Source organism: Roseofilum halophilum BLCC-M91, from assembly GCF_030068445.1.
Lineage (GTDB): Bacteria > Cyanobacteriota > Cyanobacteriia > Cyanobacteriales > Desertifilaceae > Roseofilum > Roseofilum halophilum.
Genome location: NZ_JAQPOK010000150.1, coordinates 39,693 through 55,033, shown reverse-complemented (window position 1 = coordinate 55,033; position 15,341 = coordinate 39,693). Strand labels below are relative to the sequence as shown.

14 protein-coding genes and 1 pseudogene are annotated in these 15,341 nt (G+C 48.1%); 10 read left to right on the top strand and 5 right to left on the bottom strand.

Annotation, left to right across the window (positions count from 1 at the left end):
- Positions 1–107: 107 nt before the first annotated feature.
- The 5 genes and pseudogenes from PJF56_RS19550 to PJF56_RS19530 form a co-directional block, all read right to left on the bottom strand.
- Positions 108–1,283: an FtsW/RodA/SpoVE family cell cycle protein gene (locus PJF56_RS19550; RefSeq protein WP_283764390.1), complete on the bottom strand. Its 1,176-nt coding sequence runs from the start codon at positions 1,281–1,283 to the stop codon at positions 108–110.
- Positions 1,284–1,433: 150 nt separating this feature from the next.
- Positions 1,434–1,637: a phycobilisome linker polypeptide gene (locus tag PJF56_RS19545; protein ID WP_283764389.1), complete on the bottom strand. Its 204-nt coding sequence runs from the start codon at positions 1,635–1,637 to the stop codon at positions 1,434–1,436.
- A gap of 262 nt (positions 1,638–1,899) precedes the next feature.
- Positions 1,900–2,385: an allophycocyanin subunit beta gene (gene apcB / locus PJF56_RS19540; protein ID WP_283764388.1), complete on the bottom strand. Its 486-nt coding sequence runs from the start codon at positions 2,383–2,385 to the stop codon at positions 1,900–1,902.
- 85 nt (positions 2,386–2,470) lie between these two features.
- Positions 2,471–2,956, bottom strand: coding sequence for an allophycocyanin subunit alpha (gene apcA, locus PJF56_RS19535; protein WP_283764387.1), 486 nt, complete (start codon positions 2,954–2,956; stop codon positions 2,471–2,473).
- Positions 2,957–3,469: 513 nt separating this feature from the next.
- Positions 3,470–6,142: pseudogene (locus PJF56_RS19530) on the bottom strand (phycobilisome rod-core linker polypeptide); the annotation flags it as partial.
- A gap of 382 nt (positions 6,143–6,524) precedes the next feature.
- Here PJF56_RS19530 and PJF56_RS19525 point away from each other — a divergent pair.
- The 10 genes from PJF56_RS19525 (at position 6,525) to PJF56_RS19480 (ending at position 15,134) form a co-directional block, all read left to right on the top strand.
- On the top strand, positions 6,525–7,724 hold the full coding sequence (locus PJF56_RS19525; RefSeq protein ID WP_283764385.1) for a class I SAM-dependent methyltransferase: 1,200 nt from the start codon (positions 6,525–6,527) through the stop codon (positions 7,722–7,724).
- Between the two features lie 269 nt (positions 7,725–7,993).
- Entirely contained in the window at positions 7,994–8,428 is a 435-nt protein-coding gene (locus PJF56_RS19520; protein WP_283764384.1) for an ATP synthase subunit I, read from the top strand.
- Between the two features lie 184 nt (positions 8,429–8,612).
- Positions 8,613–9,368: a F0F1 ATP synthase subunit A gene (gene atpB / locus PJF56_RS19515; protein WP_283764383.1), complete on the top strand. Its 756-nt coding sequence runs from the start codon at positions 8,613–8,615 to the stop codon at positions 9,366–9,368.
- A gap of 129 nt (positions 9,369–9,497) precedes the next feature.
- Positions 9,498–9,743 (top strand): ATP synthase F0 subunit C, encoded by a 246-nt coding sequence (gene atpE, locus PJF56_RS19510; protein ID WP_283755739.1) that lies wholly within the window; start codon positions 9,498–9,500, stop codon positions 9,741–9,743.
- 196 nt (positions 9,744–9,939) lie between these two features.
- On the top strand, positions 9,940–10,419 hold the full coding sequence (locus PJF56_RS19505) for a F0F1 ATP synthase subunit B' (protein WP_283764382.1): 480 nt from the start codon (positions 9,940–9,942) through the stop codon (positions 10,417–10,419).
- Positions 10,420–10,553: 134 nt separating this feature from the next.
- On the top strand, positions 10,554–11,084 hold the full coding sequence (locus PJF56_RS19500; RefSeq protein ID WP_283764381.1) for a F0F1 ATP synthase subunit B: 531 nt from the start codon (positions 10,554–10,556) through the stop codon (positions 11,082–11,084).
- Positions 11,081–11,629, top strand: coding sequence for an ATP synthase F1 subunit delta (atpH, locus tag PJF56_RS19495; protein WP_283764380.1), 549 nt, complete (start codon positions 11,081–11,083; stop codon positions 11,627–11,629). Before PJF56_RS19500 ends, atpH begins: the two co-directional genes overlap by 4 nt.
- Positions 11,630–11,724: 95 nt before the next feature.
- On the top strand, positions 11,725–13,242 hold the full coding sequence (atpA, locus tag PJF56_RS19490; protein WP_283764379.1) for a F0F1 ATP synthase subunit alpha: 1,518 nt from the start codon (positions 11,725–11,727) through the stop codon (positions 13,240–13,242).
- A 107-nt stretch (positions 13,243–13,349) separates the two neighbouring features.
- Positions 13,350–14,300: a F0F1 ATP synthase subunit gamma gene (locus PJF56_RS19485; protein ID WP_283764378.1), complete on the top strand. Its 951-nt coding sequence runs from the start codon at positions 13,350–13,352 to the stop codon at positions 14,298–14,300.
- Between the two features lie 147 nt (positions 14,301–14,447).
- Positions 14,448–15,134 (top strand): Uma2 family endonuclease, encoded by a 687-nt coding sequence (locus PJF56_RS19480; protein ID WP_283764377.1) that lies wholly within the window; start codon positions 14,448–14,450, stop codon positions 15,132–15,134.
- The last annotated feature ends 207 nt before the right edge of the window (positions 15,135–15,341 follow it).

The following is a 15,341-nucleotide window of genomic DNA, read 5'->3' as shown; positions in this document are numbered from 1 at the left end:
TAATTAAAAATCTAGGGAGCAAGATGCTCCCACTCCAGTCAGATCAAAGAATTCGAGGAGTGCGGGCATCTTGCCCACTTCTTGAATCCAATTAATTGATATAACCCCTACCCAGAGTTGGAAACCCGACTCCGGCGCTCCTCCAGAGAAACCACCGCCGCTTGACGACTCTCCCTAGCCACTCGCACCAACAAGCCCGCAGACAACAAACTAGCAATCATTGAATTGCCCCCATAGCTAAACATAGGGAAGGGTAAACCCGTCGTTGGCAGCGCTCCAGTGGCCACCCCAATATTAATCAACGATTGCCCCACCAACAAAAAAGTAGCCCCGATCGCAATTAAACGATGCAGCTTATCCGTCGATTTCAGCGCCACCATTAACCCCAAGGTGGCATATACCCCCAACATCAATAACAACAGCAGACTGCCAACAAAGCCAAACTCTTCCGCATAAACCGCAAAAATAAAATCCGTGTAGTGAATCGGTAAATGGAACCATTTTTGTTGCGAGAGTCCCAAACCTGTGCCCCAAAAGCCCCCTGAGCCGATCGCCAATAAACTTTGGATCAATTGATAGCCATCGTTAACGGGATCGGCCCAAGGGTCTAAAAACGTCATAATCCGCCGCCGTTGATACTCATTGATACTTAAGCTCAACATCCCTAAACCCAATCCCACTCCCCCCGTGGTTAACAACAAGCGATAGGGCAAACCCGAAGCCACGGCGATCGCAAACAGCGTCATCCCGCAAAACGTCGCCGTACTCAGATTCGGTTGCAGCAAAATCCCCACCAACACCGCCCCAAAAATTGCCAACCATCGCCAGCGAATTATCGGTCTTAAAGACGGCCACCATCCAAACACTTGGGCCCCTTGCAACACCAAAAACGGCTTAATTAACTCCGACGGTTGTAACGGCAACCCCCCTAAAGACAACCAACGAGTCGCACCATTAATCGTTGTCCCTAATCCCGGAATCACCGTCACACCAATCAACCCCAGCAATAACAGCAGAACCCATTGGGATACTCTCATCAGGGATTTTAACGGCGTATGCACCATCACATTAAATCCCACACAGCCCAAGAACGCCCAAGCCATTTGTCGCTTCACATAATAAAGCCCATCCCCATGGGAATTAGCCAAAGGATAGGAGGCCGAAAACAAAATCACCAGCCCAACTGATAACCACAGGAAGGTTAACCATCGCAATAGTCGCGCCTCCATGGCCCATTCCTTGACAGAGGGATCGATCCAAGGGATTAACTGTTGAAGCTTCAATGAGTATGATAATTTACTGAATTCTCTATGGACTCTAACAAAAAACAAAGCAAAAGTAAAGCTTAAACCCTTACTCTTGCTCTGTTAGAAAACTCTTTGAATCGCTCTATCAGTGGGGCCAACCCGCATCCAGAGCGCAATCGATATACATTAGAGTAAACCAGCGTTGGTTCCCACCTTACCAGTGGCCAACTCCACCTTAACGATTTTGCCACCCATTTTCATAATTCGCTGTTGCTCACGAAACCAATTATCATAGGGCACTAACTTCGTGAAGTAAGTATTTTGGAGTTCTCGTTGCGTCCGAATTCTGCTTAAACTCGGCACACAAGCTGTTACCTTAAACATCCGCATGGGCTAATTTCTCCTATTGCGATCCAAAAATTCAGAAAAAATGCTATCAAAACTTTTTTACTTTACCCTCCCCAGTCTGGGAGTCAAGAGCCAATTCTAGACCATTGCGATCGGTTATTGCTCTATCATCTGACAGTTCAACCCCCGAAACAAACCCTTTCTCGCGATTAGGCTTGTAACGGTCTAGGACTTACCCTAGACTTCCCAGACTCTACTTCTGAAGGGCGTTTATAAAGCACTACCTTCAGTTGAAGCACTTAGTCTAGCTTAAGCCAGAGGAGATGTAATCGAAGTACACACCCATTTCTTTACCAGCCGCTTCGCCCACCAAGCTAGCAGTTACTGCTTTCATCGCTTGGATTGCTTGAACGGTGGAACCGATGGGAACACCCAGAGAGTTATAGGTTTCTTTTAAGCCGTTGAGAACCCGCTCATCTAAGATGGAAGGATCTCCAGCCAACATCGCATAGGTCGCATAACGCAGGTAGTAATCCAAATCACGGATACAAGCAGCGTAGCGACGGGTGGTGTACATATTTCCACCAGGACGGGTGACATCGGAGTACAGCAGAGCTTTAGCCACTGCTTCTTTCACAATGGTAGAAGCATTGGCGCTAATGGCTGTAGCTGCACGAACCCGCAGAGCGCCGGTTCCGAAGTAGCCTTTGAGCTTGTCCAGAGCAGCAGAATCAAGGTACTTACCTTGAACGTCAGAAGAATTGATAACAGCAGTAATTGCGTCTTGCATGGTTGTGTTCTTGATGAAGTTACTTAAAAATGGTCAGTTGTAGTTAATGCTCAAACCTTGAGCCTTGGCTAAAACTTAGGTCAGTCTAGGAAAGACCACCTTTGACATAATCGAAGTAAGAACCGGCTTCAGCCGCATCTTCACCTGACATCAGGGAAGTGGCTACAGCTTTCATGCAACTAACACTTTCGGCCACTGCATCCAGGGAAGTGCCCAGAGATTTGTACATCTCTTTTGCACCAACCAAACCGATTTCTTCGATGGGGGTTACATCACCGGCCACGATTCCATAAGTAATCAGACGCAGGTAATAGTCCATGTCCCGTAGACAGGTTGCGGTCATTTCATCGCCATAGGCATTTCCACCAGGAGCAACCACATCAGGGCGTTTTTGGAAGAGTTGATCGCCTGCTTCCTTAACAATGCGCTCGCGAGAGTCGGTGAGGATTTGGGCAATCCGTAAACGTTGCTCACCAGATGTTACAAAAGCTTTGATCCGATCCAGTTCACCTGGGCTGAGATAACGAGCTTCAGCATCAGCATTCACGATGGATTTCGTGACGATACTCATGTTGTGGAGTCCTCCAGAATAGAAAATGTCACCAATTTGGTTTTATAGAGATGGCTTGCGCCAAAGGGTCTGAGTCTAGCGCCGTAGCAACTTCGTTGAGTTAATGAATTTGCCGTTTGCCGTTTTAAGGAACCTTGGCATAGCTCAAGGGGATTAGCTTAAAAACATAGGGTTTGACTCAGCGATCGCCGGATACTTAACCTCTGAATATTTTTCATTGGTTTTATATCCGTCCGAACTCATTGTCAGGCATGGAGTTCACATCCTAAATCACTTCTTAACATTTTTTTACATTTTTCCTCATTTTGAGCGCTTCTCTAAGCCTGTCAGCATAAGTATTTAAGACCATTTATTTGCACTTTTCCGGCTCGTTACAACTGTTCACATTTTTTCCAATGATTTTCCAATGCACAACAAAATCCATTAGGGATGGCAGTTTGCACCTCCCCTAATGGACTCTACTCTCGCCGACTAGCGGCGATCGCTCTCAAATTTTAACGGATATAACCTTTAGACTGGCTCAAAGCTAGGAACCACAATTTCCTTGCTCTGCTTCGTCAACTGGTTATACAGCTTCTCTGTATTCGGGAAGTTAGCTGCCGGTAGGGTGTTATAACGGCAATAGGGAACCACATCTTCACCAAAGGCCTGTAGATATTCCATACTATTAACCATCGCTCCAATAAAGGCACGAATGCCCTCAGTAGACAACACCTGGTTATACTTACGAATCTCCGCCTGATCTAACGGCGCACGACCCAAGAAATGTTTCGTTCCTAGCTCAATCACCTTCGTATTCGGGAAAGGCGTATAGAACTCCTTAATATACAGATCCGAACAGCCTAAACCTTCAATAAACTCCTTGACCGTAATCTCACCATTGGTCAAACGACTCTCTAAACCAGAGAATTCATTCCTGACGATAAATGGCGCGATATCCCGCTCAAAGATTTGGCGATAAGCTGCACCAATCAAAGCATTGACAGCCGGTTTATTGACCAAAGTCGTTAACTTAAAGACCTTGCGCTGCTCCCGTTGCTTGCGAACCCCTTGATTGATCCGCACTTGCACCTCAATGTCACCGCGTGATTCCGTAACTGCGCCGAGTTCAACAAAGCGTGGAGCTTTTTCAGGTTTAACCTGTTGACCCATATCTTCCCGCAGACTACCCACGCGCATGGTGCGTAAGGATAATCCACCCGGAGTCAAATACCGTTCATAGGGAACCGTATCTTCTCCGAAAGCCTCCCCATACTCAACGGAATCAATAATCGCATCCACCAGGGCATAAAAACCCTTCTTAGAACACAGATCGAAATACTGATTCATTTCCTGACGGCCATAAGTCGGACGACCCAACAACCGCCGGTGGATATACTCAATCGCCTTGACTACATATAGAGAACTCCAGTACAGATTGCGGAACACATCTGATTTAGCCAGGGCTTTGATAAATTCCCGAACTGTAATATCTCCATTTTCCAGGCGGATTTCCATCACCTTCAGCCGTTGACCGTCATACACATCCCGGCCAAAGACCTGTAAATAGCAGGCGCGAATCACTGCTTGAGTGGACGTTTCCGAGAACTTCACATTAGTTCCCGCTTTTTTACCCACTGTCCCCGGTATTTGATCTAACTTAAAGACCTTCGGCCCTAAAGTCCCCGGAGCTTTACCCCGTGATTTTGGAGCCGAAACCTGGCTATCAATCCCCGCTCCCCGATGAATTAACAAACGGCGCGTATCCTTACCAAAGGGCGCAGGACTCGCACTCGGATTGCGGGTTTCTTTGGGGAAAATCGCCCCAAACTGAATTTCCAGGGGATCGTTACCCGAACCATATACATGGCGATCGGGTAGAGGACGGTTATAGGCCGCAAACGTGGTAATAAATTGGGGCACTTTGCGGAACGGTGCGCTGTAGTTAAACAGCTCTTGTTGGGGCCCCCAGTTGCGGCACTCTTGGGCTTCTTGCCCTAAACCGCGCAAGTAAGGAACTGTTTCTTCTCCGAAGTAATCCGCGTATTCTTGGGAATCGACGAGAGCGCCCACTAATGCTGGTAGTCCGCCATCGGAAACAATGGAGAAATATTTCTGGAATTCTTCCCGACTCGAGAGACCTCGACCGAGAATATGGCGGAAAGCCAGTTCTACTACCCGACTATTGACAAACGGTTCGTAGAACTGTTGGCGATACAGAGGACTCAGACATAAACGGCGTACAAACTCCTTCATGGAGATATCGCCATTTTTCACCTGAGATTCTAGATAAGAAACCGATTGAGAATAGGCCCGAGTAATATCTCGTTCAAAGACTTGCCGATAGGCCGCTTTCACCACGTCCTGTTTTTCTGAAGTGGAGAGTCCGGGCTTCATGACAAATTTTTGCCGACGCTCAGAAGCGTTGAAGTAAATTTGGGGCAGTTCCAGTCCCTGTTGATCCAGGCTTGGCCGTTGACGGATTTTATTTGACGGTGTGGAGGCTTTGAATTCAGCGATCACTACGTCAAAATATTGTCCGACAATTTCGCTCGATTCTGGGTTGTTTTTGACATACCCTAAAGCACTGGCCTTCATTTCCTGTAGGGCTACGATGGTAGCCGCCGTAGAACAAGCGCCTTCAATAATTTCTCTGAGTCCCCGGACGTTGACGGAGAGAATATTGGGGTCTCCCGCCACGATCGCATAAGTAATATAACGCAGGAACCAACTTAAATCCCGTAGGGATTTGGTCATGTTAGACGGCCCATAACGGGAAACGTTAATGGGACGAAATCCAGCCGGTACTGGGCCGGTGCTGGGGGTATTGAATAAAGCCCCAAATCCTGAGAAGAGTCCGCCACTGCGATTATCTTCTACAAAGGTTTCTGTACCTACGTTCCTGCTTTTTCCGGCTCCTACGAGGGCGGGTTCTGGGTCTTTGGGCTTTTCTAGGAAAGCCATGGGAGAACCACCGGTGAAGATCCGATTGGCTGCCCGTGAAACAATCAGTTCAGAATTTTTAGTGAGGATTTCGGCGATCGCCAACCGTTTGAGACCTGACTCGAAATAGCTTGAAAGCTCACCGAGTTCAGTCCGCCCTAAAAAACGGTCTTGCTGTTCAGCAACAGAAATCGTTGAAACAGCAACCGTTTGATACAGTTGCGGACGAGCAACGGAGCTTCCACCACTTGCCTTGATAGTCATGCGCTCTTCTTAGCTCCCTTTGGATGTTTACAGCAATTGCGTTAAACGGCTTGTGGCTATCGACCAGTCCAGAGGACTGATCCCTGATAGCTATTGATGTTTGATCTTAAGGGTAGTCTGGCTTGACTCCCCTTGTTTATTAAAAAGCGTAACGATTCTACATCATAGGCGATCGCAGTCCCCTGACTGAGAAAAAAGATAAGTTTTGTTACGTTATTAGCCAGGGCTAACCCATCCAGGAACCCTTAAACTTCCCGAAACGGCGCTGTAGTACCCAACATTAAATCTCTCTGAGCCAATGGCTTGACCTCAGCCCTAAGTTATTCCTGCGGCCCAAATATTGGATAATCAGATCTGGCAGAAATCACCCTCTCCCCCACTTATGTCCGAAGCTCAAGCTATTAGTCACGCTGTAGCCAAACTTTACGATACCTACCCCTTTCCTCCAGAACCTTTGCTTGATGAACCCCCTCCGGGATACAACTGGCGCTGGAATTGGTTGGCGGCTTACCAGTTCTGCACGGGACGTAAGCCCCCTCGTCAAGATATCCGGATTCTCGATGCCGGATGTGGAACTGGGGTAGGCACTGAATACTTAGTTCATCTGAATCCCCAAGCTTCTGTGGTGGGCATGGATTTGAGTGCTGGAGCGATCTCAGTGGCTCAGGAGCGTTGTCAGCGATCGGGGGCCGACCGAGTAGAATTTCATCACCTCAGTTTGTATGATGTGGGACAAATTCCTGGACAGTTTGAACTGATTAACTGTGTGGGCGTATTACACCACCTTCCCGATCCGATTCGCGGTATTCAATCCCTGGCTTGTAAGTTAGCTCCAGGGGGACTATTGCATATTTTTGTCTATGCCCAATTGGGACGCTTTGAAATTCAGCTCATGCAACAGGCGATCTCCCTGCTCCAAGGAGAACATCGGGGAGATTATCAAGATGGAGTAAAAATCGGCCGTAAACTTTTTTCCGTGTTGCCCGAAGATAATCGCATCGTGCGCGAAGACAAACGGCGCTGGGCCCTGGAAAATCACCGGGATGAATGCTTTGCGGATATGTACGTTCATCCCCAGGAAATTGATTACACCATTGATACCCTGTTTGAGTTGATCGAGGCTTCCGGATTAGCCTTTGTCGGCTTTTCTAATCCCCAGTATTGGACGATTGAACGTCTCCTCGGCCAAGCTCCCGAACTGATGGAACGGGTCGAAAATCTGAGCGATCGCCAGCGCTATCGCTTGATTGAACTGCTCGACCCAGAACTGACTCACTACGAATTCTTCCTCGCTCGTCCTCCCCTGGATTACTGCGACTGGTCTGAGGATCGGCTCCTAGCCGCAGCCATCCCCGAACCCAATCCCTGTCTCCATGGTTGGCCGTCCCAAAGCATTCTGAACCCGGACTATCAACCGGTTAGCCTATCGGAAGAAGAATTTCAATTGCTGCAAGGGTGTGATGGACAACAAACCGTTGGCGAGATCCTGGCGCAAACCCAACAGGGACTAGAGGAAATGCGATCGCTTCTGAGACAAAACTTGCTCCTTCTTACCCCTACCACCAAAGAGGGCGATCGCTAATTCCCCATTCCCTAATTCCCCATTCCCTAATTGCCTCAAAACATTAACACTTTCTTCAGAAACTGACCCCTGTCCGTGATATGATTGCCAGGGAGTCTACGAACAGACCTCTCAGGGTCACCTGAAAGAAAGTTTGGCTCAATCCTCTGTGGCGCTCCTAAAGAGAGCAACCCCCACAGAATCCTTGTTTCCTGCAAAGGAATGTTACCTTTTTACCTAATCCGGTGATGAGAAAACGCACACCAACAATTTAGGGTTAACCAGTCGAAGTGAACACCTCCGACGAATCTCCAAAAACGCCAACGCCAACAGCAGAAAACCTGCCCCAAGCTCCTCTCCAGCCCGCTTCGGCTGGCGCAATGGATGAGTATTACCAACTCCAAAAAGAGTTGTACCTCTGGGCTTTGGGTATGACAGGAATTGCCTTCCTATCAGTCTGGTTTTTCTATAGCCTCACAACCGCCCTCAGCTATTTGATCGGCTCGTGTGCCGGGGTAGTTTACCTCAGACTGTTGGCCAAAAACGTAGAAGGAATCGGACGAGAAAAACAAAGACTCGGTAACACCGGTTTAGCCGTATTCATTGGCGTGATGATTGTCGCCTTCCAATGGAAACAGCTAGAAATCGTGCCTATCTTTTTGGGGTTTTTAACCTATAAAGCTGCGATCATCGCTTATGTTCTTAGAACAACCTTAACTCCATAATTGGCGAGCGATCGCCCCATGGAATTCAGGTGGAATCTCGTAAAAAGGCAAGCCCCCCTCATCATAACCTTTGGTCTTAGCGGCCAGACCTTGATGAGCGACCCATACTTAACCTCACCGTTCGAGTATAGGTCGAAGCCACTTCGATCGGACTCCTAACTCTGAACCCTCTTTAATAATGGATATGCTTAACTTCCTGGACGCTTATCATAGCCTCCCGTTCGCCGAGCTTGAAGTCGGTAAGCATCTCTATTGGGAAATCGGTAATCTCAAAGTTCATGGGCAAGTCATAATCACCTCCTGGTTTGTGATTGGACTGCTTGTGATTGCCTCGGTCGCCGCCACTCGAAACGTCCAAAGAGTCCCCAGCGGAATGCAAAACTTCATGGAGTACGCTTTGGAATTTATTCGAGACCTGGCCAAAAATGCCATGGGTGAAAAAGAATATCGACCCTGGGTTCCCTTCGTCGGTACTTTATTTTTGTTCATCTTTGTGTCAAATTGGTCAGGGGCCTTAGTTCCCTGGAAAATTATCCATTTGCCAGCAGGTGAACTAGCCGCACCAACCAGCGATATCAATACCACGGTCGCCCTAGCCCTTTTGACCTCCCTAGCGTATTTTTACGCCGGAATCAAAAAACTGGGCTTAGGATACTTCGCTCACTACGTTGAGCCAGTACCCTTCATGCTCCCCTTCAAGGTAATTGAAGACTTTACTAAGCCTCTTTCCCTGAGCTTCCGTCTATTTGGTAACATTCTGGCTGATGAATTGGTGGTTGGGGTATTAGTTTTACTGGTTCCTTTGTTTATTCCCTTGCCCGTAATGGCATTGGGAGTATTCTTAAGTGCCATTCAAGCCCTGATCTTTGCGACCTTGGCCGCCACCTACATTGGGGAAGCTCTAGAAGATCCCCATCATGGCGAAGAAGAACATAGTTAGCCGTCAAGGGATAAGGCTGATACCCATCCCAACCTAGAGAAAAGCTCTCTTTCTGAAGATCTTCGGTCTCAAGCCGAAACAAAAAATCCTATCAAGTGTACTCAATTTAAAAAGGAGATTGAACCCATCATGGATTCATTAGTTGCTGCTGCTTCCGTTATTGCTGCTGCCCTGGCTGTTGGTTTAGCGGCGATCGGCCCTGGAATTGGACAAGGAAACGCTGCCGGTCAAGCCGTAGAAGGGATTGCCCGTCAACCCGAAGCTGAAGGAAAAATCCGAGGCACTCTCCTGCTGAGTTTGGCATTCATGGAAGCGCTAACCATCTACGGTCTGGTCGTTTCCCTCGTACTCTTATTTGCTAACCCCTTCTCGTAAGCCATTGGGCTAACGAACAGTAGAGATAGGAAAGTTTTCTATCTCTACCCTAATCTAACTGAACTCAATCGTCTAGATTGTCAGTTCCGTTACAGATGAGGGCCAACTCCCTAGAACCTCTAGGGAAACCCTGTTCTCTTGACCAGGAAAACTATAAAACCAGAACAAATCGTTAAAAAACTGGGGACGATCGCCAATGATCGATTGGACAATACTTCTAGCAGTAGAAGCTGCGGCGGAGGAAGGGGGAGGTCTCTTTGACCTAGATGGTACGTTACTGGTAATGGCCATCCAATTCCTGATCTTAGCCGCCCTACTGAATCAGATTTTTTATAAGCCTCTGGGTAATGCCATAGACGAACGGAGCAACTATATCCGTTCCAATTTAACCGAAGCACGCGAACGTTTAGCCAAAGCCGAACGACTCGCCCAACAGTACGAAGAAGAACTCGCAGGCGCTCGCAAACAATCGCAAGCGGTAATTGCCGAAGCTCAAGCTGAAGCCGATAAAATTGCAGCTCAGAACATGGCTCAGGCCCAGCGAGAAGCGCAAGCCAAACGGGAGCAAGCCCAACAAGAAATCGATCAACAAAAACAGGAAACCCTAGGAGTCCTAGAAGGACAGGTAGACCAACTGAGTCGCCAAATCCTAGATAAACTCCTGCAAGCCAGTTGATCCCCTCCTTGTCTGGAGCTTCTCTGGCCCCTTCGATACCCAACTGAACGTTTCGGACTTCGTGTGTGGCCCAACCCTGGGTCAGAAGCGAGGAAAACCTGTAGAAAAACTGCGCTCAAATGGACTTTCATAGCATGGGTAATTTTTGGTTGCTGGCAACAGAAGCAACAGAACATGGGTTCGGACTCAATTTTGATGTACTTGAGACGAACCTCGTTAACCTCGTTATTATCATCGGAGTGCTGGTGTACTTTGGTCGCTCTGCGGTGGGAAAAACCCTAGCCGCTCGGCGCGAAGAAATCGAAAACGCCATTAAAGATGCCGAAGAGCGACAACAAAAAGCGGCATCGGCACTCAAAGAACAAGAACAAAATCTCGCTCAGGCTCAAGCTCAAGCTGAAAAAATCCGTCAACAGGCGGTGGAGCGAGCGGCAGAGGCTAAAGCAGCCATCTTGGCCAAATCGGATGAAGACATCCAAAGACTAAAAGACACAGCCGCTCAAGATCTAGAAGCTGAACAGAGTCGAGTGATTGCTGAACTGAAGAAACGGGTTGTTGCCTTAGCGATGCAACGGGTTGAATCCCAAATCAGAGATGAATTAAACGAGGATCTTCAGCATCAACTGATCGGGCGGTGCATTGCTAGGGTAGGAGGAAACGGATGAAAAACAGTTCAATTGTCGGTTCGATTGTAGAACCCTACGCCGAAGCTCTAATGTCCATCGCCCAAAGCAATGACCTGACGGAGAAGTTTGGCGATGATGCCCGCATAATCCTAGAAATGTGGGAGAGTAGCGAGCAACTGCGCTCACTGCTGAGTCATCCCCTGATTAACCCAGAGGCGAAAAAAGGGGTTCTCAGACAAATTACTCAAGATCAAATGGACTCTTATGTTCAACGGTTCCTATTCCTACTGGTGGATCGGGGACGCATCCAATTTTTAGATGGGGTTTGCCAATCCTATCTGACCCGATTACGGGAATTGAATCAAACGGTTTTGGCCCAGGTCACCTCAGCCGTAGAACTAACGGAAGAGGAAGGCCGGGCGATCGCCGAACGGACAAAAGCAATGACCAACGCTAGAGATGTGGAACTGCAAGCTCGCATCGATCCAGACCTGATTGGTGGCGTGATCATCCAAGTGGGATCTCAAGTCATTGATGCCAGTCTGCGCGGCCAACTGCGGCGTATTGGTCTAGCCCTAGCCTAGGGCTGGTAAACCTTGGGTCTCCCCCCTGGGGACTGGCCAAAATCTGACAACTGTTGACCCCTAAGCACACCTGTTACATCCAAAAATAAACGCATATGGTAGCTATCAGACCAGACGAAATTAGCAGTATTATCCAACAACAAATTGAACAGTACGACCAAGATGTAAAAGTCTCTGAAGTCGGTACGGTTCTGCAAGTCGGTGATGGTATTGCGCGGATTTATGGCTTAGACAACGCCATGGCCGCAGAACTTGTAGAATTTGAAGACGGAACGGTGGGCATTGTCCTGAACTTAGAAGAGGACAATGTGGGAGCCGTATTGATGGGAGATGGAACCAATATCCAAGAAGGTAGCTCGGTTCGGGCTACTGGTCGGATTGCCCAAGTCCCCGTCGGTGACGCGATGATTGGCCGGGTGGTTAATCCCTTGGGTGAGGCCATCGATGGTAAAGGTGAGATCAAGACCAGCGAAAGCCGCTTGATTGAATCTCCGGCTCCGGGAATTATTGCCCGTCAGTCGGTTTGCGAACCCCTGCAAACGGGGATTACGGCGATTGATGCCATGATTCCTGTCGGTCGGGGGCAACGGGAGCTGATTATTGGCGATCGCCAAACGGGAAAAACCACCGTTGCTATTGATACGATTATTAACCAGAAGTCAGAGGACGTAGTTTGCGTCTATGTGGCGATCGGTCAAAAAGCTTCTACGGTAGCTCAAGTCGTAGCCACCCTAGAAGAAAAGGGAGCCATGGACTACACCATCGTGGTTGCCGCTAACGCCAGTGACCCCGCCACCCTCCAATATATTGCTCCCTACACCGGGGCAAGTATGGCGGAATACTTCATGTACAAAGGCAAACATACTCTAGTTATCTACGATGACTTGAGTAAGCAAGCCCAAGCCTACCGGCAAATGTCCCTACTGCTCCGTCGTCCTCCCGGTCGTGAAGCCTATCCTGGAGATGTATTCTATCTCCACTCCCGTCTGCTAGAGCGTGCCGCTAAACTCAATGATGAGCTAGGAGGCGGTAGTATGACGGCTCTACCGATTATCGAAACCCAAGCTGGGGACGTTTCTGCTTACATTCCTACCAACGTAATTTCGATTACGGATGGTCAGATCTTCCTCTCTGCTGACCTATTTAACTCTGGCTTGCGTCCAGCCATTAACGCGGGTATCTCTGTATCCCGTGTGGGATCGGCGGCTCAAACCAAAGCCATGAAAAAAGTAGCCGGGAAACTGAAACTGGAATTGGCTCAGTATGATGACCTGCGAGCCTTTGCCCAGTTTGCGTCTGACTTGGATAAGGCGACCCAAGACCAATTGGCACGGGGACAACGCTTGCAAGAGTTACTCAAACAACCCCAAAACTCTCCTTTGAGTGTTCCCGAACAGGTGGCCAGTGTGTATGCGGGATTGAATGGATATCTTGATGATATTCCGGTGGAAAAAATTGCCACTTTTGCCCAAGGACTGCGGGATTATCTGAAATCCAGCAAACCCAAGTTTGGCGAAGTGATTCAGAGTGAGAAGAAACTCACCGATGAAGCAGAAGGCTTGTTAAAAGAAGCGATCGCTGAATATAAGCAAACCTTCTTAGTCTCTGCCTAGACTTCGACTGCGCTCAGTCCAGGGTCTTCAACTCAGCATTGATAGTGGATAGTTCATCCCTATCCACTATTTGACTCTTCCCTGTCCCCTATCTCCTCGTTTTTCCTATGGCAAATCTTAAAGCGATCCGCGATCGCATCAAATCCGTTAAAAATACTCGCAAAATTACGGAAGCCATGCGTTTGGTGGCCGCAGCAAAAGTGCGTCGCGCCCAAGAACAAGTCTTAGCCACCCGTCCCTTTGCAGACCGTTTAGCTCAAGTGCTGTATCGTCTGCAAAGTCGCCTTCAGTTTGAAGATGTTGACCTCGAACTGCTCAAAAATCGGGAAGTCAAAACCGTTGGGTTAATTGTCTTTTCCGGCGATCGCGGCCTCTGTGGCGCATACAATAGTAACGTCATCCGTCGCGCCGAAATTCGAGCCAAAGAACTCGAACAAGACGGCCTCAACTACGAATATGCCCTCTTAGGCCGTAAATCCGTTCAATACTTCCAGCGTCGGGAAGTCCCCATTGCCACCACCCGTACAGAACTAGCCCAAATACCGAGCGCCGAAGAAGCAGACGAAATTGTAGATAACATTCTCGGATGGTTCCTCTCCGGTAAAGTAGACCGGATAGAGCTGATTTATACCAAATTCGTCTCCTTGATTAGCTCCAGACCTGTTATTCAAACCCTACTCCCCTTAACGCCCCAAGGGTTAGAAGTGGTTGACGATGAAGTATTCCGTTTAACTACAGCCAATGGTAGCTTTAATGTTTCCAGGGAAAAAGTAGCCTCTCCAGAAGAAGGTGGTTTCCCCAGAGATATGATCTTTGAACAAGATCCCGCCCAAATCCTGGAGGCTCTGTTACCCCTCTTCATTAAAAACCAATTCCTACGGGCCCTGCAAGAATCTGCCGCCAGTGAATTGGCTGCTCGGATGACAGCAATGAGTAGTGCTTCGGATAACGCCAGTGAAATGATTAACACACTTACCCTGTCTTACAACAAGGCTCGGCAAGCTGCCATTACTCAAGAACTGCTAGAAGTGGTTGGTGGAGCAGAAGCGTTGAATTAGCCCTATGCCCTGGCAATGAATGGGTTAATCGGTGCAGCCTGAAAGGATATAGGCTGTGCCGATATTTTTTTTATTTATTCCTCTTTGGCTTTTCGTTAAAATTCAAATTAATGAATCCTCAGCATCAAAAACTAAGGAGAGATAACTATGGTTACGAATACAATGATCACTCGATCGCCCAATATTCCGCGATTAGAAAATGGAGACCATCTTTCGCGCCCAGAATTTGAGCGCCGCTATTCTAACATGCCGGAGTTGAAGAAAGCGGAATTAATCGAAGGAGTGGTTTATATGGCATCACCGTTACGCATTAACCAACATGGTAAACCTCACTTTAACGCGATCGCTTGGTTGGGAGCTTATGCGTCTATGACTCCAGGGTGTCAAGGAGGCGATAATGCAACAGTGGTTCTCGATAGCAACAACGAACCCCAACCCGATATCCTCCTCCGGGTTGAGCGGGAAGGACAGTCTATCGTCAATGAGGAGGGATATGTGGTGGGAGCGCCGGAGTTAGTGGTAGAAATTTCTGCTTCGACTGTTTCTCTGGATATGCAAGATAAGTTGCAGGTGTATTGTCGCCATCAGGTGCAAGAATATTTGGTATGGCGGGTTGAGGATCGGGCGATCGATTGGTTTCGCCTGAGAGCGGGTCAATTTGAGAAATTGGAAGCTGATGAGGAGGGGATCATTCGCAGTGAAGTCTATCCGGGGTTGTGGTTAGATGTTGAGGCGCTGTTGAGTGGTAATTTAGGGCGGGTTTTGCAGGTATTGCAAACAGGAATAGCAACAGAAGAGCATCAAGAATTCGTGCAGGTTTTGTCGCAAAAGTAGGTTGGGTAGAGGGAAGTGAAACCCAACCTTAACGTCATATAGCGCTGCGCTCTATAGTGTTTACAAATACTGGAAAATGGCATCTTGCTCGCTGTTGTGCCTACGAAGGGTGATCGGCTGAAAAATCCCCAGAATCTCAAATTTTGTATTCTGAGCTACAAAAAAACAGAATAAAAATCGATACAATTCCGCCAGCAAATAATATAA